This window comes from Nocardia sp. CDC153 (assembly GCF_035818515.1).
In the GTDB taxonomy this organism is placed as follows: Bacteria; Actinomycetota; Actinomycetes; order Mycobacteriales; family Mycobacteriaceae; genus Nocardia.
The window spans coordinates 1,644,624-1,670,739 of sequence record NZ_JAYKYU010000001.1 but is presented as its reverse complement, the minus strand read 5'-3'; the positions used below and the strand labels follow the sequence as shown (position 1 = coordinate 1,670,739).

General features: G+C 62.5%; 28 protein-coding genes and 1 tRNA gene. 10 read left to right on the top strand and 19 right to left on the bottom strand.

Translation table 11 applies throughout. The features are described 5' to 3' along the window. Positions 1-101: 101 nt before the first annotated feature. The 4 genes from VMT65_RS07685 to VMT65_RS07670 are packed head-to-tail and all read right to left on the bottom strand — an operon-like array spanning position 102 to position 7,014. A complete protein-coding gene (locus tag VMT65_RS07685) occupies positions 102-476 on the bottom strand; it encodes a hypothetical protein (protein WP_326307251.1) in 375 nt (124 codons plus the stop codon). Beyond that, positions 476-5,986, bottom strand: coding sequence for a putative T7SS-secreted protein (locus VMT65_RS07680; protein WP_326307250.1), 5,511 nt, complete (start codon positions 5,984-5,986; stop codon positions 476-478). The genes VMT65_RS07685 and VMT65_RS07680 overlap by 1 nt, the downstream gene beginning before the upstream one ends. Further along, positions 5,987-6,649 (bottom strand): hypothetical protein, encoded by a 663-nt coding sequence (locus VMT65_RS07675; RefSeq protein WP_326307249.1) that lies wholly within the window; start codon positions 6,647-6,649, stop codon positions 5,987-5,989. Further along, on the bottom strand, positions 6,646-7,014 hold the full coding sequence (locus VMT65_RS07670; protein WP_326307248.1) for a hypothetical protein: 369 nt from the start codon (positions 7,012-7,014) through the stop codon (positions 6,646-6,648). Before VMT65_RS07670 ends, VMT65_RS07675 begins: the two co-directional genes overlap by 4 nt. A 272-nt stretch (positions 7,015-7,286) precedes the next feature. Here VMT65_RS07670 and VMT65_RS07665 point away from each other — a divergent pair, with 272 nt between their 5' ends. After that, on the top strand, positions 7,287-9,857 hold the full coding sequence (locus tag VMT65_RS07665) for a helicase C-terminal domain-containing protein (RefSeq protein ID WP_326307247.1): 2,571 nt from the start codon (positions 7,287-7,289) through the stop codon (positions 9,855-9,857). A 39-nt stretch (positions 9,858-9,896) separates the two neighbouring features. Here VMT65_RS07665 and VMT65_RS07660 read toward each other — a convergent pair. Together VMT65_RS07660 and VMT65_RS07655 are read right to left on the bottom strand one after the other, a co-directional pair. Next, a tRNA-Val gene (locus VMT65_RS07660) sits at positions 9,897-9,973 on the bottom strand. A 135-nt stretch (positions 9,974-10,108) separates the two neighbouring features. Further along, the gene (locus VMT65_RS07655) at positions 10,109-10,753 is read right to left on the bottom strand and encodes a hypothetical protein (protein WP_326307246.1); all 645 of its coding nucleotides are present in this window, start codon (positions 10,751-10,753) and stop codon (positions 10,109-10,111) included. Between the two features lie 883 nt (positions 10,754-11,636). Between VMT65_RS07655 and VMT65_RS07650 the strand changes: the two genes are divergently transcribed. The 3 genes from VMT65_RS07650 (at position 11,637) to VMT65_RS07640 (ending at position 15,305) form a co-directional block, all read left to right on the top strand. Beyond that, on the top strand, positions 11,637-12,179 hold the full coding sequence (locus VMT65_RS07650; protein ID WP_326307245.1) for an RNA polymerase sigma factor: 543 nt from the start codon (positions 11,637-11,639) through the stop codon (positions 12,177-12,179). Beyond that, entirely contained in the window at positions 12,179-13,339 is a 1,161-nt protein-coding gene (locus VMT65_RS07645) for a hypothetical protein (RefSeq protein WP_326307244.1), read from the top strand. Before VMT65_RS07650 ends, VMT65_RS07645 begins: the two co-directional genes overlap by 1 nt. Positions 13,340-14,318: 979 nt before the next feature. Next, the gene (locus tag VMT65_RS07640) at positions 14,319-15,305 is read left to right on the top strand and encodes a hypothetical protein (protein WP_326307243.1); all 987 of its coding nucleotides are present in this window, start codon (positions 14,319-14,321) and stop codon (positions 15,303-15,305) included. A 17-nt stretch (positions 15,306-15,322) separates the two neighbouring features. On the opposite strand, the gene VMT65_RS07635 is transcribed toward VMT65_RS07640, so the two are convergent. Both VMT65_RS07635 and VMT65_RS07630 read right to left on the bottom strand, forming a co-directional pair. Continuing rightward, the gene (locus VMT65_RS07635) at positions 15,323-15,646 is read right to left on the bottom strand and encodes a hypothetical protein (RefSeq protein ID WP_326307242.1); all 324 of its coding nucleotides are present in this window, start codon (positions 15,644-15,646) and stop codon (positions 15,323-15,325) included. A gap of 275 nt (positions 15,647-15,921) precedes the next feature. After that, positions 15,922-16,593 (bottom strand): GAP family protein, encoded by a 672-nt coding sequence (locus VMT65_RS07630; protein ID WP_326307241.1) that lies wholly within the window; start codon positions 16,591-16,593, stop codon positions 15,922-15,924. 408 nt (positions 16,594-17,001) lie between these two features. Here VMT65_RS07630 and VMT65_RS07625 point away from each other — a divergent pair, with 408 nt between their 5' ends. From VMT65_RS07625 to VMT65_RS07600, 6 genes are all read left to right on the top strand, one after another. Beyond that, entirely contained in the window at positions 17,002-17,691 is a 690-nt protein-coding gene (locus VMT65_RS07625) for a DUF3159 domain-containing protein (RefSeq protein WP_326307240.1), read from the top strand. Beyond that, on the top strand, positions 17,688-18,041 hold the full coding sequence (locus tag VMT65_RS07620) for a YidH family protein (RefSeq protein WP_326307239.1): 354 nt from the start codon (positions 17,688-17,690) through the stop codon (positions 18,039-18,041). Before VMT65_RS07625 ends, VMT65_RS07620 begins: the two co-directional genes overlap by 4 nt. After that, entirely contained in the window at positions 18,038-18,358 is a 321-nt protein-coding gene (locus VMT65_RS07615; RefSeq protein ID WP_326307238.1) for a DUF202 domain-containing protein, read from the top strand. The genes VMT65_RS07620 and VMT65_RS07615 overlap by 4 nt, the downstream gene beginning before the upstream one ends. A 55-nt stretch (positions 18,359-18,413) precedes the next feature. Next, entirely contained in the window at positions 18,414-20,309 is a 1,896-nt protein-coding gene (locus VMT65_RS07610; protein WP_442790185.1) for an alkyl/aryl-sulfatase, read from the top strand. Positions 20,310-20,724: 415 nt separating this feature from the next. Continuing rightward, positions 20,725-20,874, top strand: coding sequence for a hypothetical protein (locus VMT65_RS07605; protein ID WP_326307236.1), 150 nt, complete (start codon positions 20,725-20,727; stop codon positions 20,872-20,874). Between the two features lie 248 nt (positions 20,875-21,122). Continuing rightward, positions 21,123-21,419 carry a hypothetical protein gene (locus VMT65_RS07600; RefSeq protein WP_326307235.1) on the top strand — a complete coding sequence of 99 codons (297 nt, stop codon included), beginning with the start codon at positions 21,123-21,125 and terminating at the stop codon, positions 21,417-21,419. A gap of 136 nt (positions 21,420-21,555) precedes the next feature. On the opposite strand, the gene VMT65_RS07595 is transcribed toward VMT65_RS07600, so the two are convergent. From VMT65_RS07595 to VMT65_RS07545, 11 genes are all read right to left on the bottom strand, one after another. Beyond that, on the bottom strand, positions 21,556-21,762 hold the full coding sequence (locus tag VMT65_RS07595) for a hypothetical protein (RefSeq protein ID WP_326307234.1): 207 nt from the start codon (positions 21,760-21,762) through the stop codon (positions 21,556-21,558). 11 nt (positions 21,763-21,773) lie between these two features. Then, a complete protein-coding gene (locus VMT65_RS07590) occupies positions 21,774-22,100 on the bottom strand; it encodes a hypothetical protein (RefSeq protein WP_326307233.1) in 327 nt (108 codons plus the stop codon). Beyond that, positions 22,097-22,285 (bottom strand): hypothetical protein, encoded by a 189-nt coding sequence (locus VMT65_RS07585; RefSeq protein WP_326307232.1) that lies wholly within the window; start codon positions 22,283-22,285, stop codon positions 22,097-22,099. Before VMT65_RS07585 ends, VMT65_RS07590 begins: the two co-directional genes overlap by 4 nt. Continuing rightward, positions 22,285-22,491, bottom strand: a complete 207-nt coding sequence (locus tag VMT65_RS07580) for a hypothetical protein (protein WP_326307231.1) — start codon at positions 22,489-22,491, stop codon at positions 22,285-22,287. The genes VMT65_RS07585 and VMT65_RS07580 overlap by 1 nt, the downstream gene beginning before the upstream one ends. Beyond that, complete coding sequence (locus VMT65_RS07575) at positions 22,491-22,886, bottom strand: hypothetical protein (protein ID WP_326307230.1); 396 nt, start codon at positions 22,884-22,886, stop codon at positions 22,491-22,493. The genes VMT65_RS07580 and VMT65_RS07575 overlap by 1 nt, the downstream gene beginning before the upstream one ends. Further along, positions 22,883-23,155 (bottom strand): hypothetical protein, encoded by a 273-nt coding sequence (locus VMT65_RS07570; protein ID WP_326307229.1) that lies wholly within the window; start codon positions 23,153-23,155, stop codon positions 22,883-22,885. Before VMT65_RS07570 ends, VMT65_RS07575 begins: the two co-directional genes overlap by 4 nt. Beyond that, positions 23,152-23,754: a hypothetical protein gene (locus tag VMT65_RS07565; protein ID WP_326307228.1), complete on the bottom strand. Its 603-nt coding sequence runs from the start codon at positions 23,752-23,754 to the stop codon at positions 23,152-23,154. The genes VMT65_RS07570 and VMT65_RS07565 overlap by 4 nt, the downstream gene beginning before the upstream one ends. A 58-nt stretch (positions 23,755-23,812) precedes the next feature. Continuing rightward, on the bottom strand, positions 23,813-24,151 hold the full coding sequence (locus VMT65_RS07560; protein WP_326307227.1) for a hypothetical protein: 339 nt from the start codon (positions 24,149-24,151) through the stop codon (positions 23,813-23,815). After that, positions 24,151-24,630, bottom strand: coding sequence for a single-stranded DNA-binding protein (gene ssb, locus VMT65_RS07555; protein ID WP_326307226.1), 480 nt, complete (start codon positions 24,628-24,630; stop codon positions 24,151-24,153). The genes VMT65_RS07560 and ssb overlap by 1 nt, the downstream gene beginning before the upstream one ends. Before the next feature lie 173 nt (positions 24,631-24,803). After that, the gene (locus VMT65_RS07550; protein ID WP_326307225.1) at positions 24,804-25,730 is read right to left on the bottom strand and encodes a hypothetical protein; all 927 of its coding nucleotides are present in this window, start codon (positions 25,728-25,730) and stop codon (positions 24,804-24,806) included. Next, positions 25,720-26,106 (bottom strand): hypothetical protein, encoded by a 387-nt coding sequence (locus tag VMT65_RS07545; RefSeq protein WP_326307224.1) that lies wholly within the window; start codon positions 26,104-26,106, stop codon positions 25,720-25,722. Before VMT65_RS07545 ends, VMT65_RS07550 begins: the two co-directional genes overlap by 11 nt. Between the last annotated feature and the right edge of the window lie 10 nt (positions 26,107-26,116).

Below are 26,116 nucleotides of genomic sequence, written 5' to 3'. Positions count from 1 at the left end.
TCCGCACTGCATGGCATGAATTCGCACCAATGCCGGACTCACTCTGTTCGTCCGACGACGATCACTGACTATCGCAGTCGACTACCCGGTGGCACCCACGATCAGCTGCGTCGAAGCAGTAGCTGGTAGTCAGCTTGTCGTATGCGATACGGCGCTGCGACCACGTCGAGCCACACTTTCTTGTCACTGTCATTCATGGTATTCCATTTGGGATGCTTCTTTGAATAGCTTCGAACGAACTCAAAGCGTTCAGGATTGTCTAGGACATAGAGATCTTCCCAGTTCTTCGCCCGACGCTCGTCGCCGGATTCGCGATAGTTCTGAATGATCGTATTGAGCAGACCGTGGACACCGTCGGCGAACTGCGGACTGCCTGCATAGAGGTGGGATTCGCTTTGGCATTCGAACTTGAAGACAACCGCGGCCCGCAGTAGAGCCTCGACTGATTGAACAGTCGTAAAGACAGCTTCGATCATTAGAACGGGTTCCTTCCATGGTAGAGGACGTCCCCACTAGGTATTTTCAGACCGCCCTGGTGAATGAATTCGTTGGGCTGTTCTCCTGGCCGGAAGAATGCCCCCTCAGGTTTGGTGAATGCGATGACAAAATCACCCTTTCCGATGTACAAGGGGTTACCGATGAAGATGTTCATTTCGACTTCGGCGGGCGTCAGCATCTCTTGGGTGAAGAACAATTTTCCTACGTCATTGGCAACAAACCGGGCGCCGTTCTCACTCATGATCAAGTGGTAGGTTTCTTCGTTCGTGTAGTGGAAGTATGTGTTGTCATCGAGCTTCTCTATGAGATTCTCGTAGTCTTCACAAGGTGTGAGTCCGAGGGGATCGATCCATACCGTCGGATTATGGGGGTACAGGCTTGGGTTGGGGGCCGGTGCGAGACCGAGCGGATCGAGGGTCAGGAAGCGACCGGTCGCGGGGTCGTAGACGCGGTGCAGGTTGTAGTGCAGACCGGTTTCCGCGTCGTGTATCTGCCCAGGGAATCGGAGCGGCGTGCTGGCGCCGCCGCGCCACGATGTTTGGCCCCACAGGTCGGTTGTCGCCGTGGCGATGGTTTCGCCGGTGTCTGGATTGATCAGGTCGGTCGGGGTACCGACGAGGTCGGTGACGATGGCGTAGAAGGCCCGATCGATCGTGTCCTGATCGTCGGTTTGAGCGATCGGTGCGTACGAGTCGGGCCGGTATTGCCACCGTAGGGTCGAATTGCTCGTGGTCTGCTCGACCAGGTGGGTGTTGTCCCAGGTGTAGTCGATGCGATCGATAATTGTGCCGTCGTCGGCTCGACATACTTTGCTGGTGCGTCGACCGGCGGCGTCATAGGTGTAATGCCACCAGCGGTGATCGGGTGTCTGGACGGCTACGAGCTGGTCGAAAGCGTTGTAGCGATAGGTCCACACACTGGGTTTGCGTGAGATCCGGGTGGTGGTCTTGCGGATCAGGCGACCGGCGGCATCGTAGCTGTAGCGGGTGCGTCCGTCGCGGATAAGCAGGTTACCGCGATACTCGCGACCGGCTGCAGGTGGTGGATTATCTCGAACCGCGGCATCGCCGATGATGTTGCCGAGCGGATCGTACGCGTATGCCTCTGTCAGGTCACCGTTCTCAGTGATGGCGGTGACGCGGCCGACTGGGTCGAGGGCGAAATGCCGGGCTTCGGTTGTCTTGTCGAGACGGGCGAGGGCGTGGTCGACAGGGTAGCCGTCGGGGCGGTAGGTGAAGCTGTCGTGTCTGATCACCTGGGGTGCGGGCCGGGCGAACGAGCTAGATTCGAGATTCAGCGACGAGCCCGGAAAGGCCGTGACGCTTTGGGATATAAGGTTTCCCACCTCGGATCTGGTTCGAGTGATGGCGAGCTCACCAATGCGCCAACCGGTTTGACGTCCGAGTGCGTCATAGTCGAATCCGATGTGGTGCCCGTCGGCGGTCAGCGCGCTCACCCGATCGGCGAGGTTCCATTGCCACGTGGTGGTGGCACCGTTGGGCAGCGTACGGCGGATGCGACGACCGTATTCGTCGTATGCGTGCTGCATTGCGGGCTGATCGTCGAGCTGCTGCGAGGACAGTTGTCCGGACAGGTCGTAGGCGAATTCCAGTGTGTGAATAGAATGTTCGCCGTCTCCTGATATGGCTGTCAGGACGCGACCGAGCGGATCGTGGCGATAGCGCAGCCATTCACCGGTATCGGCCACGATTTCAGTGGTGCGGCCGAGGATGTCACGCCGGTGCCGACGCGTGACCCCGGTTGCGGAGGTGATGGTTGCGACACGTCCGGCCAGATCGTGGCTGTAACGGGTGGTGGCACCATTGAAGTCCGTTTCGGCGATCAAACGCCCCGCGGGGTCGTATTCGTAGACCCAGGTCTGGCCGAGTGCGTTGGTGACGGTAGTGAGGCGCCGTTCGGTGTCCCAGGTGTACCTGGTGGTCGAACCATCAGGATCGGTGCGAGATTCGAGCAAGTCGAACGCGCCGTAGGTGAAGGTTGTGATTCCGTCTGCGCGGTTGATGTGCGCGAGGAGGTTGCCTTCGCCATCCCAGACCCACGATTCGGTGTGCCCGTCGGGATCAATGCGGCACAGCGGTTTTCCCTGCGCAGACCATTCGTAACGGGTGATCGCGCCGAGCGGGTCGGTGACCGTGATCGGTCGACCGAATCCGTCGCGGCCGATTCGGGTGATCGCACCGTAGGGGTCGGTGACGGCGATAGGAAGTCCAGCGGGATCGACTTCGACCACCGTTCGGGCGCCTGTTGCGGCGACCACCGCGGCAACCGCGCCGTTGGAGTGGTAGGCGAATTCTCTGCGCCGGCCGCCAGCATCGACAACGGCTGCGAGGTCGCCGTTCTCATTCCATTCCTGCCGTCGCACACTACCGTCAGCATCGGTAACGACCGTCGGCCGGTTGCCCAGGACATAATCGACCGCGATCGTCGCACCGTCCGGACGCGTGATCTGGGCTACCTCTCCGGTGTCGGTGTAGGCATATGAGGTGGTAGCACCGTCAGGTGCAATAACTTTCAGGGGTTTACGAGCTGCGTTGTAGTCGGTGTGGGTGTGTCCCCCAGAGGGATCGATGATGTCGCGCAGTCGAAGGTCACGATCGAAACCGTGGGTGGTCACTCCGCCCACGGAATTGGTCATCGTGGTCAGATGCCCTGAGCCATCGGGGAAATCGAGATATTCCAGGTCGCAGTTCAGCACCCCGCCGCTGCCGCGTTGGCGAACTACGCGGCCGACTTCGTCGTAGGTGTTGACCATGCTGTTGTCGTTGGAATCGGTCCACGACAGCATCTGCGCCGAGTCGTCGTAAGTGTAGCGGGTGGTCGCGCCGACGGCATTCGTCACCGCGACCAGATTTCCGCTCTCATAGCTGAATTCCCGTACCAGGGTGTGCGATTCTCGGTCTTCGCCCTCGGTGACGACTGTCAGCGCGGTGATGCGCCCGTCGGCAGTGCCGATGTCGACGCGGTAACCGCCCGAGTGGGTCACCGCGGTTGGAATGCCATCGCTGTTGTAGTGAAAGCGCACACGGTTGTGGTTTCGGTCGGTGATAGCAGAGATCGCGAAGTTGCCCAGGCGCGTATCCAGGCCCAGAAGTCCGGGTTCGGGAGCGAAATGGAAGATCAAGTCTCGCATTGGATCCCACAGCTGGTAACCGCCGAACTCGGTGCGGGTCAGCGTCCACTCTCGAGTCCCTGCCACAGGCTCGACCTCGTCTCCGACACCGGCGTGCGGGAAGGCCAACATGACGGTGTCCTCGCCGAGAAAGGCCACACCGTCCTTGTCGATCACCAGACGCATGTCGAGCGTCGCGGACCAGGAGGGACCGAACCAGCGACCGAAGCGATAGTTGGAGCGATGAGTGCGACGCAGAACCAGCCCGAGCACACCGGGTAGCTCGAGGTCGGTCTGCGGGAGCAGGAACGCTCCGGTCGCAATATCGACCGGATCGTCGGTGCACGTCTTGTGCGCGAAATCGCTGGTGTCTTCGGGGTTTCCGGTACGCGCGTGGTCCGGTGCTTGTTGATCGGCACCGGCACGGTCTTCCAACGTGGGATGCGGCCCATCCGGCGCCGGCTCGGGCTTGTGTTCGTGTGACGGGGCTGCATGTTCCGGCTGTGTGTCGTGCTCGCCGGGATGAGTTCCGTTGTGGTCCCCGCCATGCGCGGGGTCGTGCTCGGCTGCGGGCTGCCGATCGCCAGCGGCAGTTGAGTGGGACGGCTCAGGCGTTTCACTGTGCGGTGCAGGAGAATTCGGGTCGCTGCGTGGAGCCGCGGGCGCGTCCGCATCCAAATGCTGATGCGCAGGTGTTCCGTCGCCAGGCGCACGCTCGGTGGCCAATCCTGGTTGGCCTGGCGGGTCAGTCGCAAGGCCCGGCTGTCCCGGCCGATCAGCGTGCGGACCCGCCGAGGACGGATCTCGGGCGGCATCGACAGGCCGGGGATCTGCGGAGGGATTGGGTTGCGCACCATCCCCACCGGGATGCGCCGGTGCGTCCGCGCGCCCTGGCGACGTACCCGATTCCACGGTGCCGGAGTGAGTGTCGGCCGGATGCGGCTGCGGCGCCGCACCGTCTGGATGGGGACCCGCCGCCGGGCCATTCTCGGGCACCCCGACAGAGGCGGGGGCCGCCCCGTCCGGCTTCGGTACCCCCGCACCCGGCGACTGCGGCGAAGTCGCACCCGGGTGCACAGCATCCGGTCGAGCCGCCGACGGATTCCCCGACCCTGGCGACGGTTCCACAGGGCGTTCGACCGCTGGCGCTCCGCGACCGGGCAGCGAGGGGGTCTCGACCCGTGGCAACCCCTTGGGCACCGCCCCAGGAGCGTCCTTGACCACGTCGGTGGCGACCTTGGTGAAACGGACGGCGTTGGTGGCCTCCTCCACCGTCTCGGCGGCAAGTTTCGGCGCGGTGCCTGCACCACCGGTCGCGATCGTGAGGATGATGTTGCCGGTGATCGCGCCGCCGGTCTCGAACGGATTCTTTCGTGCATCCGACAACATGGCATCGACCACCGCGCCGGGATCGGCGGCCGCAGTGACCAACCCTGTGCCCAAATCGGCCATGCTCGAGAAGTACTCGGCCGGATGCGACATGTTGTACGGATCGAGAATGTTGGTCGACCGCGCGAACTGCACGATCGAGGAAAACGAAGTCAGCAAACCCGTTTCGAAACTCAGCTTGCCATGGTCGTAGACGCCCTTCAGGTCGTCGAAGTCCGCACTCAACCGTTTCGACAACGGCGGCTCCGCCGGAGCCTCTTGCGTCTGGGCCTGTAAACCGGACACGACCTGAGAGGCGATGTTATCCCGTTGGGAACGAGCATTTTTCAGGATCGCACGCGCCTCGTTACGCATCGCAGTCCATGTGTCGACCAGCGGCGTAGACTTCTTATCCTTGTCCGACAACGCATTCCACGCTGCCTTCTTCGACTTCTCTTCCTTATCGGCCGCTTCCCACTTGTCGATCGCATCCTGCGCCTTGGCCTGTGCGGTCTCGAGCGCCCAGTACCAGTTGTCCAGGTGCGCAGCAGCTTTGGTGAACGCATCCCCGGCGGTGAACCACGCCTTGGGCTGCTTGTCGAACTCGGTGTGGAACGCGGTGGCGGCCTTGCCGGTCCAGTCCGCGACATCGATCGTGCGGAGCGCGTCGCCGGTCGACTCGATCGATGCCGACATCGACTTCAGCTTGCCGACGACGTCGTGGATGGCCGAGGGCTCGCCGTGGATCAGCTCCTTTTTGTCCTTGGTCTGGCCAAGTTCCTTCTCGACGATCTCCCCGCCGAGCACGTTGGAGATCTGGTCGCCGATCTCGTCGATCGCGTCGGCGATCCCGCCCGCGCCGTGGTCGCGCGCGAAATCCGCGACTGTGTGCGCGCCCCGATCGATGACCGAGCCCGCCTTCGTCTCCACGTCGTCGACGGCGTGCTCGATCGCGCCACCGACATTGTCGATCCAGTCCCCGATCCCCACCTACTTGCCCGCCTTGCCGCCGTTGGCACCGCCTGTCTCGGGAGTCAGGATCTGCGCCGCTTGCTGCAGCGCGCCCGTGTTCCACCCCGGCGCGGTCGTGCCGGGCGCCGGGGCCACGATGGTGGCAGGGTTGGCCAGAGCACTGACGTTGGCAGCGGCCTGCGGTGCGACGGTCTTGACGACCTGGGCGTCCAACTGCATCTGGTTGGACATCTTCTGGAACGACTCGGCACTGTAGTCCGGATGCGCGAGCGCGTTGAAGGGATTGTCGGACAAGGTTTCCGACAACGACCGCTTGTCGATCTGATCCTTGGTCAGGTGCGGGTTGGAAAACAGGTGTGAGTACACCTCTTTGAGCGCATTCTTGGCCTGCTCGTCCATCATCTGGTATCGGCCCGCCGCCAATCCGACCGCCTGGGCCATGGTGTTGGCAGACTGCACCAGCGAGCGCACACCCCACGACCACCGGTTGCAGAAGGTCTCGAAGGTCGACTGCACCGACGCCTTGCCCGCCTCCAACGGCGACAGCGCCAGCAGCGCGAACCCTCGCCCCATCGCGCCAGTCTCCTTGATCCCCAGATCCGACAACTGCCCGATGATCGAATTGATCCCGTTCGCGGCCTGCGTCAACACCGCCGGCTCGACCTTCAGCTCCTCGCTCACGCGCTGACCCCCTCGACATTGTCTTCCGACAATTCCGGCGGGAACGCCACCGGCTGATTCCCTACACAGTCGATCGATACGCCCGTCGGCTCTGATCTCGCACTCGCCCACTCGACCAGGCGGGACCCCAGCAGGCGCTGATACCGGTACGTCTCATCCGCCAGCACCCCACGAGCAACCTGATAGCGGGCGTACTCCTCCTCGCTGGTGAACGCGCATACCCAGTCGATCCCCCGGACACGTGATGTGTAGACCCGACCGCCATCGGTCAACGGCACCAGCAACACTGCATCATCGCACGCCCGACGCAATAGGTCCGGCTGTCCGAATCCGGCATAGAACGCTGCGATCTCCGACCGCAACACGGCCAGACCGTCCCCAATCTCAGTCAACGCGCCCCCTTGAACAGGCAACTCCCCGCTAACAGCAGCACGCCGAGATTACCCGATAAGCCCCAACTTGATCGACTCCTAGAAGGTCGAGCAATGGTTATCTACCTCCCGAGTCACTGTCGATCCACTTGCGCTCGTTGCGGATGCCCCCGCGTCACATCCCAAGGATTCGCCAGTCAAATTCCGCCGGTCACCTGGCACATAAGGGCATTGGCCGCCGGGCACGAGTAGGCGAGACTTGATCAATGACCGAGTTGAATTTCGCAGATCGCCTGGCTGGTCTCGGTTCGAAGCGGTTCTCGATGTTGCGTCCCGCGCAAGCTCACGTACTTCAACGGTTCGCCGAGGTGGACCATGGCGCTACTCCCGATATCGCCGTGGAGCTTCCGACCGGCGAGGGCAAGACGCTAATCGCCCTACTGATCGCAGACTGGGCGCTGGATAAAGGCCTGTCGGTCGCGTACCTGACGGGAAACAGACTTCTTGCCACTCAGGTCCAGACCGAGGCGTGTGCACTACCGGGCATCGACGTGCACAGATTCGAAAGTGGCTACTACCCGGGCGCTCACCTCTCCGACTATCACCAGGCACAGGCGGTCGGCGCGATGAACTACTGGACCTATTTCAATCACCGTCCCAGGGTCGAGCCCGCAGAGCTGGTGATATTCGACGATGCCCACTTGGCCGAGCAACCACTGGCCGACCTCTTCACGCTTCGAATACCGAGGGCAGCGGGCGGCGGAACCAGTCTGTACCGCGAGATCTGCGATCTGATCTTGCAACAGACTTCGGCCGCGTATCCGACGCTGCAGGCACTACGGGATGGAACAACCCCTCCCGGCAGCCCACCCGAACTCATCACGTTCAACGATTGGTCGGTCGTGTCCTCTAGCGCTGCCGACAGTATCGGTCAGTCCCCGATTGTGGCCACCGGTCCAGGCCACTTCGCCTGGCGGAGCATCGGTCCGTATCTCGAACGATGCGGTGTGCTGATCGGACCGACATCTATAGAGATCAGGCCGTACCACCCGCCTACACAGACCATTCCTGGTTACGCGAAATCCAAACTTCGGCTGTACCTTTCGGCCACGATCGGAGAGCCGGGCGACCTGCAGCGGCGCCTCGGAGTGCAAAGGATCACGGCGATCGAAACACCTGAAGAACTTCGGACAGCATCGACAGGTCGCCGCACCTTCCTGATCAGCCCGCTGACCGACGAGCCCTCCGAGAGCGAAGCCATGGAGTTCGCCCTCGACCAGGCGTCAGCCGCCCAATGCGACGGACCTGGTCGCGTTGCGTGGCTGTGCGCCAGTCATTACGAGGCCGACAAGGTCGAATCCCGTTTGGAGACAGAGAGTTCTGCGATATATCGCCTTCGAGCCGGCGATGACACCCAACTCGATGCATGGCGAGCTTCCGAAGGAGGACATCTTGTAACCGCTGGCCGGTTCGACGGCATGGACTTCCCCGACGAGGTCTGCCGACTGGTGATCATCCCCAGCGTCCCAGCCGCCTCAACCGAGTTCGAACGTTTCGTCGTCGCATACCTGAGTGACGCCACGTTCATGCGCCACCGTGTCGGCCAGCGAATAACTCAGGCGCTCGGCCGGGCGAACCGGACCGAAACAGATTCAGCCCTGTACATCGGACTCGACCCTGCCTTCTCGGGTGCATTGGCGGACAGCTCGATCAGTGCATCCTTTGGATCCGATGTCAGGGCGGTTGTCCGTACCGCACTTGATCTGCACGACTCCGGATGGGATGGAGTGAGAGCGGCCGCAGAAGAATTCTGGCGGACACACCGGACAGCCGGGCAACCGCCGCAGGGCAAGTCGGATCCTCAGCGTCGCCGACCGGGGCGAGCAGTCCGCGGAATGCACACCGAAAGCTCCAACGATGAAGTCGAAGCAGTGACCAGTCTTTGGATTGGCGACTACACGGGAGCCGCGCGCCAAGCCGGTGCCGCGGCAGAAGCGCTCGCGGCGTCCGGCGAGTCGGAGCACAGCGCATTCTGGCGCTACGTCCAGGCCCATGCCCTTTTTCTGCAGGGTGGGATTCGGGATGCCGCTGCGGCCATCTCGCAAGCGATGACGGCGGCACCACGAACTGCATGGTTTGTCCGCCTAGCTCGAACCGCTGACGAACTGACAGGCGAAACCCTGGCGCCAACGGTAAACGATGTGCTCTTCCTGCGGTGGGACCAATGGATCCGCGAAGTGGGCGCTGGCAAGCTGCCAGGGCGTGTTGCCCGTGCACGAGGCAAACTGCTCGGCAGCCACGACGAACGAGCCGAGGCACTGGAAGTGCTGGCACCGCTTTGTGGCGCAGAGGGAAGCAGACCAACCGGACAAAGCGCTAGTGATGCCCTGTGGGTCTGGACGACTCCCCGCAAGGGCCATCGACGAGTATGGGAGATCAAAACAGGGACTGGTCCCGACGCCGTGCCGCGCGAAGATATCAATCAGCTACTCGGACAAGTCAAAGCAGAAGAATCCAAGCACCCCGCAGCCAAGGTGATCGGATGCCTGCTGACCGTATTGACCGAGGTCGCTCCAGACGCGGCAGCAGCAAGTTCCGAGCTGGCTCTACTGCATATAGATGCCATCGAGACCCTTTTCGACGAGATGGCTTCCCGATTCACCAACTACGTGTCGGCCTATGGGAGGGGCAGCGCCAAGGAACGAGGTATGGCACGCGACGCCGTCGAGTCGACTCTGCCCCAACATGATTGGCTATCACAACTGCTCTCGCCAAGCCATGGCAAGCTTCGTCGACGCCAGGATGTTGTCGACCTATTCCGGAAAACCCGCGCTTGATCGGTACCGACGACCGCAGCTGCAATAGAACGATTGTTCTGGTGGGCGCAGACGGGATCGAACCGCCGACCGCTGGTGTGTAAAACCAGTTTTGCGACCTTGGTACGACCATGCCCGCTACCACGCGAAATCCGTCCTAAAGTACGTGCAGGTCAACCACTTCGACTACTCGGGCAACAGGGGCAGAAGTGGACTCAAAAACCCGCGTCCAGACACCTGTCTGCCCCACGTTCTGCCCCATGCCCGGCACGCTACTGCCCCACGTCCGATTCAATGAACGGTCCCCCGCAGAGCCCGCAGGAGATCGGACCAGCGTCATAGACGGTGCGGGAGACTCTGATCCTGCGACCGCAATCGCACTCAGCAGACACTCCGTTGTTGTTCGACTTCCGTCCGCCGCGCCGGTCAGGCTCATGTCGGCGATACGCAACGAGCGCAAACGCAAGTTCGTCCAGCTCATCACGGTAGCACTCGCGCGTCATGTCAGGGACAGTGGTAATCGACCATCCGATCTTTGGATGGCGGGCGACGTCGAGCCCGAGCTCCTTGCCTAGTTCGCGGTATCGCTCGTTGTGCCAGCGGCCCTGGCGGCTGGTGTCCTTGATACCGCGCACGACGGCAATGCCGTGGGCCGCCTCATGGAGCAGGGTGCCGAGCACGTCGATCGCGCCGCGCCGAAGCCCTTCCCCGCCGACGAACAGCTCGTGGAGCTCGTACTCACCACGGACCCATCGATTCGGCGCGAAGTGCCCAAGGGTCAAATCGCTACCGCCAGTCGATCCGGCCCCTACAGTGAGCACCACATCGGGTACGTCGGGGTGTCGGAATCGGATTGCCGCCCAGGCGTTTTCCACCGCAGTGACAAGCAGGCCGGTGATGGTGTCGGAGTCGGTCATGATCTCCGCGTCCTCTCGGATGCTTTGACACGTACGTGTCAACCGGCGGCCCAACGGCTTTGACACGTACGTGTCAACAGGAATGGGAGGCCCGGCAGAGCGTGGAATCCCTGGGCGCGCGCCGCGCTCTGTCCGGGGCAGGCCCGCGGCCTGCCCTCACCGCCTGCCCAGGGCGTCCAGGAGGCTCACGCTCAAGGGGCGAATTTCCATCACCGGGAAGAACCTCGAACAACCCAACCGATGGGAAATTCGCTCCTTGACGGGAGGTTGGACGCCCTTACCATGCGGCGCGCGCCCAGAGAATCCGCCTGCCGCACAGTGCTTCCGAGCTACACCCAGCACCGGGCTGGCAACCGCGATCATTTACGCCGGGCTCGGCCACTTCGACACAGCTCCTCACACCGGACAAGACCACCGCGGCGAATACATCCACCCGGGTCAACGATTCGGGCCCTTCGCCATGCACACACGACGTCATCCGGAGGCACGCCGCAGTAGTCCATTGGGCGAGTCGCCACTTATGTCCAAAATTTCGAGAGATTTGTCCGATTCCCGGCTAGGGTCCGGATAATTTCGCGACCATTTTCCGCTGCCAGTTCACGTTCGGAGGATCTGAAGCCTCTATACATACGAACGAAATAGCCTAGCCTGAAGGAAGGCCGTAGATGAGTCTGGTCGTCACAGTATTGACGTACAGCATGCCGACGCTCGTCGGATTGTGGGCGCAACTTCGTTGGCGGACGATCCTTCAACGCAGTCGAAGTCACTACCTCCTTGAACTCGCCCGAACACTTCCTCCGGGTAGCCAGGTCGAGGAGTTTTACTCAGATGGCGCGAATACAAGAATTAGTTTCGGAGCAGGCGCAGGAGTTTAGAGAAAATCGTGACCGCGAACGAACCAACTAAAGATAAGATACCACTTCAATCTAACGAAGATCCAAAAGGAATTGATGCGTACAAAAGTTTCTATCGCGATCACGCACCTTCATTAGTAAGATTTCTGATCTGCCAGGGAGCATCGCTGCCTGATGCAAACGAAATAGCCCAAGAGACGATGACGCTCCTATGGGAGCGCTGGATACAGGTCGAGTATCCCAAAACCTGGACATGGCGCGTCGCACAACGAAAACTGATCAAACGGAGAACCGAAAGACGGGAGAGATTGGTTGCGGAGATTCCAGAACACTCTGTTATTTATCGGGAAGATGCTGAAATAAAAGCTTGGGAGGAGCTATTTGACAGATACAGCGCGCTGGAGACACTGCCTCTAAGACAACGTCAAGTCTTCACTTGGTGGCTGGAAGGATACACCACAACAGAAATAGCCGAACAACTTGACATCTCGGCCGATGCTGCACGGGCAAATCTAGCGAAAGCTCGCCGTAGCTTCGCTAAAAATTGGACTGATATCAATAAGGCGCAATGATGGACTACAGCAACAATGAGAGCGAGCAGCTCTATCCAGAAGGCCCTTCTGACGATCAAATCCGCATGTGGTACCAGTCTCTCCGAGAAGATCTCTCCAAAGTTATCGATTTTGAAGCGAGTTTGAGATACATTCTCATACCCGCTGAGCATGACTGCTTGCTTGAGGGTATAAATCGAATTATAGATTTCGAGGCTGGCCTTGCAGCGATAGTATCCGAAAGCATAGTTCCAACAACCGATGCCGATATCCCAAAAGTTGACCTCGAAAAAGAGTTGAGCATCTTACCATTGCCCACAAAGTTCAGAGTACGCGAGACGTGCCTAAAGCCACTCGAGCGCGCAATAGGGGTGATGCGTCGCGCAACATTGCGATTCGAAGCGCTACTGCGCCGGAAACAACTCTTAACAATCGCGGACCGCATTTCGATAACTAGTGCTGAACCTGATGAAAGGTCCATTGTTGCCGTCCGTCCCGAGCTTTATGTCGCACTCGAAAGAATTACTCACTGCCTTGATGACGCCGTCTTCGACATGTTCCGAGACATAACTGAATGCATTGAACATCAGAAGCCAAACGAACTCGACATAGCTGTTGCCTGGATCAACAATGCCTATGACGAGTACTGGGAAGACGGGTCCGAAATTATCGCATCGATTAGACGCCTTGAGCAGTTCATGGATTTAAACACCGACGAAGTTGCTGAATGGTTCGAAGAGGTGCGTCTTTACTCCGCAATACTACATACCGAACTTATTGATTACACCAGAAGCTTGATGCATCTGGACGAGATCCTAAACGACTTCACTTGCGCCGATCTTCGAGATATTGACCTGGAAGGCGTATCGCTGACCAGGCTGCGCTGGTCCCTGGCAACAAAGTGGCCGCCCGAGCAGTTTGAGAACGTAAGGGTTAACTCAATTCGCATCGATGCAGAGACATTCGAAATCAAGAACAAGGGAGTAACAGCACTTAGCAACGATGAGTGTTTGCTCAATCGAGAGCGGGAAAGAGGGACAAAAGTTCCGAAGGTTCTATTTTGGGAAGGTACACGCCCGTTAGAGAGGTTCGTAGACTCTAAATCCCTTGCGGCAGCACTCCCAGCAGTTGCACGCGAATGGATGAAAGATGACAGTTCGACCAACATAAATTCCACATAATCAGCTTCAAACTACAGCTAGCACCGGACTGGCAATCGCCACCATACGCGCCGGGCTCGTCAACCTTGACGCAACTCCTCGTACCGGACGACACCACCGCGCCAGCGCTCCGGACTTCATCACCTACGCCGCCGTCACGTACGCAACCACCGTCACCCGACGCAACCCCTACCCAACAGCAACGCTTATTACCCAACGTAACCATTTACTTCTTACCCACCGAACCCCTTTACCTACCTGTCCATTACCCCCGGCCCGCCTCCTCATCTACTCAACTGCTCCCCTCGGAAGGATCACCATATACACATTGATGTGTGTATATGGTGATCCTTCCGAGGGGAGCGCATCACCGCTGGCCAGGAGGCGGGGCGGGGTGCAAAACGTGCGGAAAACTAGGTGAGTGATCTGTCAAAGCTTTCTGCACGTATTCCCGCGGTGTGGCGAAAAATCTGCCGGTTTTCTTCGTCGCAGGGCACGTTTTGCACGCATACGGCACGGGTTTTCCACCTCGAATCAGCATGGTCAACACCGGTTTTCGTCGAGCTGGCGTCGAGAACCAGCCCGGCGCATCGCCCTGTCCGGCGGGTCCGTACTGTCCGGGGTGGGATAGGGGCGCGTGATTTTAACGGTGCCGCCGCCCTGTCAAGCACGGCTTCCCGCGTGACGGTCCGGCGATCAGGGTGACGACCCGGAGATCGGAAAGCCGTGCTTGACACGGCGGAACCGCGGCACCAACCCCGGGCAGGTGACGGGCAGGCGGGGCCTGCCCGTCGTGTCCACGCGCCCCCACCCCACCCCTCCGCAAACATTCGGTATTGCCACAAATGCCAGTCATGTGACCTTGCGTGCCAGGTTCGCGAGCCTCGATGTTGCGCAATCGGTTCCGAGTAGGCTCCGGGACAGCGTGATCACCGCACGGTCCGGTTCCGCTCCAGAAGAACCGATCCGGCGGTACCCGGTCGGATCGAAGGGCGAATAAATGACCACGACACGCACATTCTCGGCCCTAGCCGTCCTACCATTTCTCGCCGTCGCCGGGCAGGGCATGGCTACGGCAGCACCAGGTCAGCCGGGCCTGGCGGTACCCGGCGACGGGCAGCCGGGCCTGAGCACCGCTCCCTCCCCTCCTAGTCCGCCCAGCGTCGCGGACTACATTCCGGACCCACCCGCACCTCCGGCACGGCCACGACCGCGCCAGCAGACCAGCCCGCAAGCCGACACGGTGATCCAACAACCGCAGGCCACCGAGCCCGACACCGAACAGCCCGCACCTGAGCCTGAGCCCGAGGCGGTTCCAACCGACCCGCACACCCTGCGGGCAGGCAATACGGTACTGGGAATTCCGGACTGGATCGATTCGAAGACTCGCGACAAGGCCCAGGCATACCTGGATTACACAGAGTGGGTAATCGCCGCCGGATACGACGCGCTGGGATTCTCGCGCGACGAGTCCGACCGGCGCGCGGCCTCGACCATCACCGGCGGGGCGCTGAGCGCGGTCGCGGGCGCGGAAATCGCCTCGGTGCCAGCGGCCGGAATCGGTTGCGGCATAGGGGCTGTCGTGGGTGGCGTCGCAGGCGCAGCGTTCGGTACCGCGGCGGCCGGGGTGGGCATGCCCTTCGGCGCGGGGATCGGGGCGGGCCTCGGCTGCGTGGCCGGAAGCGTGGTGGCTGCCGTACCCGCGCTCGCAGCGGGCGCGACCGCAGGAGCCGTGCTCGGGGGTGCCGCCGCCGGGGCGCTCGGTGGTGGCGTGGACGTGACGAAACCCGATCTGCCGCCGCTACTCGAAACAGCCGCGGCGACACCCGAATCCACCACCCCACCCGAAGACAAGGCCGTCGATCAGCCGCTTCCTGATGCGGTCGCCGTGGTTGGTGATCAGGTCGGCGCGGTCGTGGACTCGCTGCGGGCCGCTATCACCGCGATGCCCCCACTCATCCCGAATCCAGCCCCGGCCGAAAGCTAGACGGGTCTCACAGGGTTCTACGGACTCCGCGCCTGCCGGGACAAGGCCCGGGCGGGGGTCCATTGCCGGGTCTCTATCCGACCACGCTTGTTGGCGGTGGGGATGGCGAACCCGACCAGCCCGACCCACGAACTGTCAGTGCACTGCGCCCAGGCATACAGCAGACCGGGGACGGTCGCGGTCAGGTCGAGCGCACCGGACTTGATCCGCAGTGACACCGCGTCCCTGCGGAACGGGCCGAAGGTCGGAATCGCGACGCTCAGATCGACCAGTACCGGCATCGGCGGATCTACCACGCGCCGCTGCGACGCGGTGAACTCCTCACTCCAGTACTCGAACACGCGTTCGATAATGACACAAACTGGCCGTTCTCATGTCTAAGGGTCAGCCAGTAACGTGCTGCCGAACCTGATCTCTCGTTGCCCACGTCGGGAGTTGACTGATCTTGCACCGGGCACGCTGGCCGTTTCGGTTCGCGCGGTCAGCGGCATTACAGGGCGATGGGTATATCGACGCCTGATCTCGGACTCAGTACTGGGACCATCGGTGAGTCGCAACTGTAATCCCGTAGCTGGCCCCTTAATTGCTGCAGCACAGCGCAATCCACTGGGGCGGATCAGAGCAGGCCGCTGATGCCGTCGCCGAGGGTTTTTGCGCTGAGCAGGATGAACAGGACGGCCATGATGGCGTAGTGGTTGCGGATGGTCCAGTCTTTCCACCGTTGCAGGGTGTGGTGTGCGGTGGGGTGGCCGCTGAAATGCACCAGTAGTGGGATGAGTACGCCCAGGGAGGCGATGGCGACGAAGATGGCTTCGGCGGTGATGCGGCCGCTGGTGCGAGTGATCTCGGAGGCGACGCCGACTGCGCCGGTGGCTATTTGGGTGATGTTCTTCGGATTCGCCAGTGCCAGCACGATTCCCAGGGTGAGGCAGTTCGCGGGGGTGAATTGTTCGAGGTTGCGCAGGCGTGGTGGCAGCGCGCCTTCCTCGGCGGCGGCCGCCAAGCGGAGTTGGCGTAATGCCATGAGAGCCAGCAGGACTCCCAGCACGAGGCGAAACCACGACACCCAGGTGCCGGGGTGTCCGTCGTGGCGCGCACCGGTGCTCGCGCCCACCACGAGCAGCGCCGCGAACACCGCCACGACGGCCAGGATCCAGCCGAGGGCGAACCAGAGCGCGTTGGCGCGGCCACGCGGCGCGGTGAGGATCGCGATCACCGCGACGAGCGCGAGCGGGCTGATCGCGACCCCGACCGCGTGACTGAGAAATTGGCCAACGGCCTCGCCCATGGCATGCCTCCCGGTGTAGTAGCTGGTCGAGTGCTGTCGCCATTGTCGGCTACACGACAGGGCGGAGCGGCGATCTTGGCGGGTGGTTCGCAATCGGCGCACGCAAGAGGTGATCCAGGTCACGCATGAGGCGGTGGGTTGATCGAGTCATAGAGGCATTGCCTGCGGCCGGTCGTCTTTATTACAGTCAGACTGCAATAACGATTCGACGAAAGGCGCTCACCATGAATTTCCCGATCATCAACCTCGGCTCCGCCACTCTGGACCTGGCCGCCACGGTCACTCAGCTGGCGGCGAATGCCACCTACCTGCTGCAGTCCTGGGGCTCGATGTAGATCGAATCGATATCGCGAGTCGTCCACATCCGCGACTCGATCCATGAAAGCCTCTTATAGCTGGGAGATAGCTATGACTCTGGTGACTGGGGTGGCAATGCACGAATCCGAACAGCGGCGATCCACGGCGGCCGAGATGTGGGGAAAGTTCCGGGCGCTGGGCGGGCCGCACCACCTTCTCGACGGCGCGGCACCGGCGATCGGGTTCCTGCTCGGGTACGCCACGGTGAACGCCAAGATCGGTGTGCTGGTCGCGCTCGGGGTCGCCGGGCTGATCTCGCTGTACCGGTTGCTGAAGGGCGATTCGGTCAAGGTGGTGTCGGCCTCGCTGGCCACGGTCGTGGTGTTCTCCCTGTTCGTCGGCATCACCGGGGAGGGGCGGGGTTTCTATCTGCCCGATCTGCTCATCTGCGCGGTATGCACTCTCGCTTTCGCGATCACGCTGCTCACCGGTCGCCCGCTCAGTCATTGGGCGTGTCGGAAACTCGGTCTGGAACGCGGCCGTGAGCACGAGCGAGACGCCCGGGTCAGGTTGCACCGCAAGGTGTCGTTGGCCTGGCTGGTGTTCTGGGCCGCGCATCTGGTGATCATGGTGCCGCTGTATGTCGCGAACAAGGTCGTGGCACTTGGCACTGTCGCCTTGGTGCTCGGCAAACCCGCGCTGGTGGTCATGCTCGCGCTCACCTGGCTGTGGGTCCGCCGCCGGAGCCCGCAGGCGGGGGAACCCTCTCTTGTCACAGCGGACGAACGAGCGATCGGGTGAGCGGCGAGGCCCGGCCTGTGCCGGACGCCCCGGTCGACTACCGGTTCACCCTCGCCAACGAGCGCACCTTCCTGGCATGGATCCGCACCGCGCTCGGCCTGCTGGCCGGCGGCGTCGCTGTCCATACTCTCGTGCAGCCGTTCCATCATTCCGGCGTGCGGCGCGCCCTGGCCTTGAGCTGCATCGCGCTGGCGATCGTCGTCTCGATCGGCGCGTACAAGCATTGGAAGGACATCCGCGACGCCATGAATCGCGGTGTGCCGCTGCGGGATACCCGGATGGTGCCCATCCTGGCAATCGGTATCGCCGTGGTGTCGGTCTTCGCGGCATGGGCGGTGTTGTTCCGGTGACCGCGCCGACCGCGCCCACCTTCGCCGTGGAGCGGACCGCCCTGGCCTGGCGGCGGACCGCGGTCGCCTGCATGGGCACCGCGGCCCTGTTCCTCAATCACGCAGTGAGCAACGGATGGCGCGGCGCGAGCGCCGCACCAGCGGTCGCCGCGCTGACACTGACCGCCTTGGCGTTCATCGCCATGCGGCGCAACCAGATCCTGCTGCACGGACAGATCCGTGACAGCGCACTCCCGATCGCGGCGGTGACGCTGATGGTCGTGGGCGTAGCACTCGTCGCCGCCGCGATCGGCCTGACCGATCCGGTGGCTGTCTAAGAAGATTGTCGATCGCCGGTACCACCGGCGGAACAGGAGGCATGTGGTGAGCACGATGACCGATCCGAGTCAGTACATTCTCGACCAACAGCAGCGGGCCACCGCCGAGCTGCCCTTCGCCGACACCACCGATCAGCAGGACGCCGACCGCGGGTTCCTGGCCGCCCTGGAACCCGGCGTCGTCACCGACGCCGACGGGAACGTGGTGTGGGACAACGACTCCTACGGATTCCTCAACGGCGCCTGCCCCGCGTCGGTGCACCCGAGCCTGTGGCGGCAGTCCGGGCTCAACATCCGCCAGGGCCTCTACGAAGTCACCGAGGGGATCTATCAGATCCGCGGACTCGACCTGTCGAACATGACCCTGATCGAGGGCAAGACCGGCGTGATCGTCATCGACCCGCTCATCTCCGCCGAAACCGCCAAAGCCGGACTCGACCTCTACCGCGCACACCGCGGCGACAAGCCGGTGACCGGACTGATCTACACCCACTCCCACGTCGACCACTTCGGTGGCGCACTCGGCGTGACCACGCAAGAAGACGTGGACGCGGGCCGTTGCCCGGTCATCGCGCCCGCAGGATTCCTCGAACACGCTGTCGCCGAAAACGTCTACGCCGGAACCGCCATGGCGCGCCGCGCCGCGTACATGTACGGCGCGGCCCTGCCCCGCGGCCCCAAGGGACAGGTGGGAGCCGGTCTGGGACAGACCACCTCGACCGGCACCGTCACGCTCATCGCACCGACACTCGACATCACCGAGACCGGGCAGGAACACACGATCGACGGGGTGCGCATCGTCTTCCAGATCACTCCCGGCACCGAGGCCCCGTCGGAGATGAACTTCTACTTCCCCGACCATCGGGCCCTGTGCATGGCCGAGAACGCCACCCATACCCTGCACAACCTGCTGACCCTGCGCGGTGCGCTGGTGCGCGACCCGCACGTGTGGTCGCAGTACCTGACCGAGTCGATCAACCTGTTCGGCTACGACTCCGACGTCGTGTTCGCCTCTCACCATTGGCCCACCTGGGGCACCGAACGTCTGGTGGAATACCTTGCCCTGCAACGAGACCTGTACGCCTACCTGCACGACCAGACCCTGCGCCGCCTCAACCAAGGCTATGTCGGCTCCGAGATCGCCGAGACCATCCAACTGCCACCGGCGCTGAACGCGGCCTGGAGCACCCACGGCTACTACGGCTCGGTCAGCCACAATGTGAAGGCCATCTACCAGCGCTACATGGGCTGGTTCGACGGCAACCCCGCGCACCTGTGGGAACACCCGCCGGTCGAATCCGCCACCCGCCATGTGGAATTCATGGGCGGCGCCGAGGAGGTGCTGCGCAAGGCGCGGGTGGCCTTCGACAACGGCGACTACCGCTGGGTCGCCCAGGTCGTCAACTACATCATCTTCGCCCACCCGACCAACGAGGCCGCGAAGACCTTGCAGGCCAGCACCTTCGAGCAACTGGGCTACGGCGCCGAGAACGCCACCTGGCGCAACTTCTTCCTCATGGGCGCCTACGAACTACGCAACGGCAACATCGGCACCCCCACCAAACCCAACTCCCCGACCATGATGGCCGCCCTGACCATCGACCAGGTCTTCGACGCCATGTCGCTACGCCTCGACGGACCCAAGGCATGGCACGAAAAAGCCGTCAGCGACTGGATTTTCACCGACGAGAAACGCACCCACCGCCTCGAACTGCGCAACGGCGTGCTCATCCACTTCGACCGCCGCGACGGCGACAAACTGCCACCCGCCGACGTCACCTTCACCCTCACCCGCGCCACCCTCATCGGCGTACTGCTGGCCGGTGAGGACTTGGGCGCGGCCGTGCAATCCGGTGCGATCACCATCGACGGCGACGCCCAGAGCTTCGTCAAACTCGCAGGCCTGTTCGACGAACCCAACCCCGACTTCGCCATCGTCACACCCGACTAGCCGCGAAAGTCCTGGTCCCGACCACATTCGGGACCAGGACTCCGACATGACCGGTCACACCGGAACCATCGCCGATACCACTCCACGGACCAGCAAGGTCCTGACGAGCAGGCTCAACTAGCAATCCGCCGCACACTGATATGCACGCATCACCGGTACCGACGGCGCACTTTGGACCTATTCATCTGCACCCGGTTCACGTCCGGCACTCGGCAATACAGGGCGTCGCCAACCGTGCCGAGCTGACGCTGCGTACGGGTGATCGACGGTAAGCCCTGGGGCCGTTTCCGTGAACTGGCTTGTCAAGTGCACAGAAGTTGCGCGTACCCACGCATGGAGCACGCCCCGCAGGCGTCCCGCGAGGTTGAGACCGCGGGTGCGCGCCCGCAGCTAACCGACCGCTTAGGATCAGCCTGTGTCGGACGAACAGAAGATGTGCGGAATCTGCGGCGAACGTCCTGTCGGCGACGGTTACATGTCGCTGATGTGCCCGAAGTGCCGGGCGCAGATTGAGACGCAGAACGCCACCGACCCGTACCCGCTCGTGGCCGTTCGCGAGGACTAGTCCTACAGCAGCAGTTCGACTGCCTTGCGATCGACTGGATCACCGCGCACCAGGTAGCCGAGTTCGACTCTGCACTGGCACAACGCTTTCCCGCCTCTGCCAGAGGAGGAGCGATCATCGGCATTCCAGGGCGTCCTACAGCCGGCCGCCTAGGTGCAGTACTCGAACGTAGAGGGTGCCGGTGGGCTCCGTTAGTGTCTGAATCCGCTGGGGGGCAATCGTTCTCCACGGTGAGACAAGGACGTGTAATGGCATTGATTCGACGGATCGCAATCGTGATTTTGGCGGGGGGCGCGTTGCTGAGCGTCACGGGTACGGCGGGCGCGCAGTCATACAGCCCGGACACGGTCATCATGACCAACGAGAATCACTTCGACATCACCTACGCGGACGCGGTCCAGATGTTCACCCACTGGGCCGACGACATCCGACAGGCCGGAGGGTGCCCGGCATTCATCAATGCCAACATCGGGGCCGCAACAATCTTGCCCGTCGGCATGGAACCGGTCGTTGCCGCCTGCAACGAGGCGATTGCGGGACACTGATCCCGGCCCACGCACGCCGCCGTCGGGGAACCGATACCGCGAAGTGACGTACCTGGTAGAAAAAGGGGCGGAGCCCGTGCCTGGCTGTAACAGGCACGGACTCCGCTTTCTCAATATTCGGTTGTGTCCGGAGTGGTCAGTCGAACAAGGTCAACTGGTTCTGGTGGGCTCTCCGATCACAGTCTTGCCGGTAGAGCTTCGCGAGCTGCTTCACCTTGTACTCCGATAGATCGAAGTCCACGGCGATCACGGCCCAGCGAGCTCCATGGTCGTACTGTTCCTGGATCTCCCGCCCGAGCTTCAGCTTCATTCGCTGACTCATCGGTTTCTTGGCCTTGGCCATGATCGGACACCTCAGTTTCCGTAGGCGTCTTCTCGCTGGCACTCGCCGTTCTGGATCTCGCACCCTGCCTCTGCGCAGTCATCGCACAGGGTCAGCGTGCCGACTGTTCCGACCACGGTGTCGAAGCAGTCCCGGCAGCCGCACCACTGGTAGCCCGAACCGCGCACGGCCGGTTCTTCCGCGGGTTGGCTGTCACCAGTCGTGGGGTCTTCGTCGACGTCCCACGGTTCGTAGTGACCGCATTCGTAGCAGTACATGAGGTACTCGAACGGTGCGTCCTGGGGACGGGCCGGTATGAGACTCATTGGCGTACCGCAGCATTCGAGGTCGATGGTCATGCCGGAACCTCCTGGCTGTCGGTGAACACCGTCCACCGGGCCTGGATTGCCGTCACGATCTGTTCGTCTGCGACATCGATGTCGCCGACGATCACCCCGACCTCACGTAGGTATTCCAGCGCGGTCCCGATCACCGCATACAGCGCCGATCGGTCGATGACGTGAACCTCGGCCATCATGACCATCACGCCCTCCCCTGCGGGCGGGCTTGGTCCCACGTGGACGGCAGAATTCCGCCATTGAACAACCAGTCATCCAGGTCCTCCCACGCTTGGATGAGAAGAAACAACAACCGGTTGACCTTGAGATCCCATGACGGATCGTCCTCTAGGAGATCCGTGTACTCGTCGATGAGTTTGCGGATCTCTCGCACCGCGGCATTCGGGTCCATCACGCCCTCCCGGTGGCCGATTGTTGCGGGCACAGGTCGTGCTGTTGCTGGAGTGCACCGAAATCCCATTGCAGGCACTGCACCTGATCGAGCAGTTCCTTGCAGTGTTCTTTCAGTTCGTCGCGCTCCTTGATCAGCTCGGCCACCCACACCCCGAACGCCTTCCCGTCCGCGACAACCGGGTCGCTGTCGTCGACGGGCTTGCCGTCCTGAAGGGCAAAGGAGATGGCCTGCAACAGATCCGCCGTCCCCGACCGCGGCAGTTCGGCCGACACCGACCGGTACTGCCCGCCCAGGCAGTAGAGGAACGTGAACCGGAACTTCGCGCCCGGCTCCATCGTGATCAGCAGCCGCCCGAGCCGGTCGGACCGCTGGATCATCTGACTGGTGTTCATCGCGACACCGCCTCGCCAGTGGCTTTGGCGCAGAGGGCATCCCAGGTGGGCTGACCGGTCTGGACAGCCCCGCGCCGCTCGGCTTCGAGCAACGCCTCCGAGATCGCGGTGAGCACTCGACTGGCGAGATCCCCGGGGAGATCGGCAACCATGTAGCCGTATGCCTGGCCGTGGATGTAAGCGAGGTGCATACTGCCGTCCTCCTTCATCGCAGCCGCCATCCCGTAGATCTCACGGGTGCAGCGGGCCCGATATTCGGCATCCATCACGCCACCTCCTCGTCCGAGGAGACCGCAGCGGTCCACCCCGGGACGGCCTCATGGCCATCGGCGGGATGAGTGTTATGGACCCACCACAAGTCGATTCCGTCGTCCAGCAACTCGATCGCTCCGCCGCATCGTGCGCACGGCGTGCCCTGAGTCACCGGTTCGTGATCGTTGACCGAATGCGGTTCGTGGGTCCACCAGTAATCGGCACCGTTGAACACCAGCACGATCCGGCCACCGCAGTGACGGCAGTGGATCAGTTCGTTGTTCAGCGCCCGCGCGGTGCCGTCGACGTTGACGGGTACCGTGTCGCTGACTTCGTTGTCGATGACGCTGGAGATGCTGGGTTCGAGGCGCTCGATCGCCGCGGCCAGGTTGTCCCGCAGGGCGCGGGCTTCCCCGATCGAGAGATCGGCGAACATGCCCTCGTGGGCGGGCTGAAGCCGCCAACGGATCTCGATCACCCCGCGGATGTCGTTGACCGGAAGCAGTTCGACCGTGGCATCGGGCATGTTGTGCCAATGCAACTCGATCTCACCGCAGCCGCCACGACCGTAGTTCCCGTTCGAGACCGCTGCCGCTGTGGTTCCCAGATACGCCATGATCAGATTCCTTTCGTGGTGATGTAGTGAATGGCGTTGTGGCGCAGGAGGTTGTTCATCAGAACTCCTGTTCCTGCGGCCACGCTGCGGGTTTGAAGCCCGGCGACTTGGACTGCTGCGGGCCAGGTTCCCGGTCCGTGCCGGAGTCTTTGTCGTCGTGCTCGTTGCTGCGCCTGTGGTCCAAGATCAGCGCCGCAGTGAGGGCGTCGGCCAGTTCCGCGGCTTCGGCCAGCGACAGATACAGCCGTGCGCTCGGATCTCGCACAGGCAGCCAGTCGAGTTCGACTCGCGGCCCGTGCGGGGTCATCAGCAACGACACCTCGGTGTTGCTGCCGTGCCAGAAGAAGCGGCCTCCGAGACCGTCGTGCGTGTCATGCTCGATTTCCAAGCAGGCCATCAGAACGGCACCCCCTCGGAATCCTCTTCGGGCGTGGACGCGGCGAACGGGTCATCGCTGGCCCCGTTGCTGCGCCCACCCGTACCGTTGGGTCGGCCGCCGTTGTTGCGGGTCTTGTTCCGGATCGGCCGTGCCACCGCGTATTTCAGCGACGTTCCCACCTCGTCGGCGACCAGCTCCATGACCTGGCGCTTGACCCCGTCGCGGTCGGTGTATTCGCGCTGCTGCAACTTGCCAACCACGATCACCCGATCCCCCTTGGCCAGGGAATCTGCAACGTGCTGGCCTGCCTCGCGCCACTGGGTGCAGCGCATGAACAGCGCGGCCCCGTCCTTCCACTGCTTGGACTTCGAGTCGAAGACCCGCGGGGTGGAAGCGACCGTGAAGTTGACCACCGCATCCCCGGTGTCGTTCATGAAGCGAACGGTGGGTTCGGCGGTGAGGTTGCCGATAATGGTGAGAGTCGTCTCTCCGGACATGTCATAACTCCTGAAAGTTGTTGAAATAGTTCGGGTTTCCGAGAAACCGGTTCTCGGTGAGGTTGTCCAAGCCTCAAGAATGTGATGTCGAGACATCACGGGCGTTCAGCTGTCGTATTGATTGCTCCTTTCTGTGTTGTTGTTGAAAAACCTTGGGGGCCCAGCCGTTTCGGTCATGCCTCGGCTTGCATCTGGGCTTCGGCTTCGGGCGTGGCCCATGCTTCGTGCCACGCCTGATACATCTGCTCGGCCGCGGTCTGCCTCTGCCCGTTCGGCTGTTCGGGCTCAGCCTCTGCCTGCGCGGCAGAGTCGCCTTGCGTGGCGGCTTCGGCCTGCTGGGCCGCGCTGTTGCCGGGATCGGCTTCGGCCTGCTGACGGGCCTGATGATTGTTGCGAGCCGAACTGTGGCTACTGGCGGCTTTCGCGTTCGCGGTCTGCTCAGGGATCAGCTTGTTGATGCGTTCTTCGAGGACTTCCAGGCGTGTAGCGAGATCGTCGAACCGACGCGTGTTCTCCTGCCGCAGTTTCGTGATCTCCGCATTCGCCGGTTGAGCGGTGGCGTTCGCGGTCTGGGTGAGCTGTTCGCGATGCTGGGCCACCTTCTGCTCACTGGCCGCCGCCGCATACCGAGCCTGCACCGCCGCCCTGCCGCTGAGGGTTTCGAACACGTTGCGCGCCACCGGTTTCGCCGGATCGTTGTCGATGCCGTCGAGGGCTTGCACGACCTGACCGCGTTGCTCGGGCGTGAGTACGGTGTTGTGGATGGTGTGCTCGATGCTGGCGCGCAGCCCGGACAGGTAGGCGGCCGCCCTGGCTTGCTCTTCTGGGGAGGAACCGGCCGCGGCGCGGGCTTTGGCGGCGGCCGATTCGCGCTGATAGTCCTCGGTGCGGGCCTGATACCACGCCCGAGTCGTGGTGATCTCGTGGTTCAGCATCTTTTGGGCGTCGTGCAACTCGGTGACGAACTGCTTGTAGTCGGTGCGGGACAGACGGATCGAGCCATCGGCGCTGGCCCGCTGGATGCGCTGCAACAGTTGGAAAAACAGGGCCATGAGCTGTGGCCAGTTGCGGGCGGCCTCGTCGACTTCATTACCGGACATCGGACTCGGCCTCCGTCCCGGCGGCATGCATGTCCGCGGCCAGACCGCGCAGCATCATGGCCAGCTCGGTCACGATCGGTGGCTTGGCCGACTGCATCACCGCCACCTGTGCCGCGACCTCCGGATCGGTGGCCCACGCGCTCGGCAGCCAATCCGGGTCGACGCGCTCGATCAATTCCGACATCGACCGCGGCGGGCGGACGTCGGGAGCGGTGCAGGCCAGCCTGAGCACGAACGCGCGAGCATCGGCAAAGTACTGCCCCGCGAGATCGCGGGTGTGTTCGTCGAACATTTTCGCGAACTCCGCGGCCATGGCATGGCCGTCCAGGGTCCACAGTTCGTGGACGAATGTCGGGTCAAAGAAGTTGCTGGACATGGTGATTGAT

Excerpts from the sequence above, each read along its gene's own strand:
- VMT65_RS07560 (WP_326307227.1), bottom strand. The coding sequence starts at position 24,151 with ATGGCCTGCTTGGAAATCGAGCATGACACGCACGACGGTCTCGGAGGC.
- VMT65_RS07655 (WP_326307246.1), bottom strand. The coding sequence starts at position 10,753 with ATGACCGACTCCGACACCATCACCGGCCTGCTTGTCACTGCGGTGGAA.
- VMT65_RS07685 (WP_326307251.1), bottom strand. The coding sequence starts at position 476 with ATGATCGAAGCTGTCTTTACGACTGTTCAATCAGTCGAGGCTCTACTG.
- VMT65_RS07610 (WP_442790185.1), top strand. The coding sequence starts at position 18,414 with ATGACCGATCCGAGTCAGTACATTCTCGACCAACAGCAGCGGGCCACC.
- VMT65_RS07630 (WP_326307241.1), bottom strand. The coding sequence starts at position 16,593 with ATGGGCGAGGCCGTTGGCCAATTTCTCAGTCACGCGGTCGGGGTCGCG.
- VMT65_RS07550 (WP_326307225.1), bottom strand. The coding sequence starts at position 25,730 with ATGTCCGGTAATGAAGTCGACGAGGCCGCCCGCAACTGGCCACAGCTC.
- VMT65_RS07640 (WP_326307243.1), top strand. The coding sequence starts at position 14,319 with ATGACCACGACACGCACATTCTCGGCCCTAGCCGTCCTACCATTTCTC.
- VMT65_RS07600 (WP_326307235.1), top strand. The coding sequence starts at position 21,123 with ATGGCATTGATTCGACGGATCGCAATCGTGATTTTGGCGGGGGGCGCG.
- VMT65_RS07575 (WP_326307230.1), bottom strand. The coding sequence starts at position 22,886 with ATGAACACCAGTCAGATGATCCAGCGGTCCGACCGGCTCGGGCGGCTG.
- VMT65_RS07580 (WP_326307231.1), bottom strand. The coding sequence starts at position 22,491 with ATGGACCCGAATGCCGCGGTGCGAGAGATCCGCAAACTCATCGACGAG.
- VMT65_RS07625 (WP_326307240.1), top strand. The coding sequence starts at position 17,002 with ATGACTCTGGTGACTGGGGTGGCAATGCACGAATCCGAACAGCGGCGA.
- VMT65_RS07590 (WP_326307233.1), bottom strand. The coding sequence starts at position 22,100 with ATGACCATCGACCTCGAATGCTGCGGTACGCCAATGAGTCTCATACCG.
- VMT65_RS07545 (WP_326307224.1), bottom strand. The coding sequence starts at position 26,106 with ATGTCCAGCAACTTCTTTGACCCGACATTCGTCCACGAACTGTGGACC.
- VMT65_RS07565 (WP_326307228.1), bottom strand. The coding sequence starts at position 23,754 with ATGGCGTATCTGGGAACCACAGCGGCAGCGGTCTCGAACGGGAACTAC.
- VMT65_RS07595 (WP_326307234.1), bottom strand. The coding sequence starts at position 21,762 with ATGGCCAAGGCCAAGAAACCGATGAGTCAGCGAATGAAGCTGAAGCTC.
- VMT65_RS07645 (WP_326307244.1), top strand. The coding sequence starts at position 12,179 with ATGGACTACAGCAACAATGAGAGCGAGCAGCTCTATCCAGAAGGCCCT.
- VMT65_RS07665 (WP_326307247.1), top strand. The coding sequence starts at position 7,287 with ATGACCGAGTTGAATTTCGCAGATCGCCTGGCTGGTCTCGGTTCGAAG.
- ssb (WP_326307226.1), bottom strand. The coding sequence starts at position 24,630 with ATGTCCGGAGAGACGACTCTCACCATTATCGGCAACCTCACCGCCGAA.
- VMT65_RS07585 (WP_326307232.1), bottom strand. The coding sequence starts at position 22,285 with ATGGTCATGATGGCCGAGGTTCACGTCATCGACCGATCGGCGCTGTAT.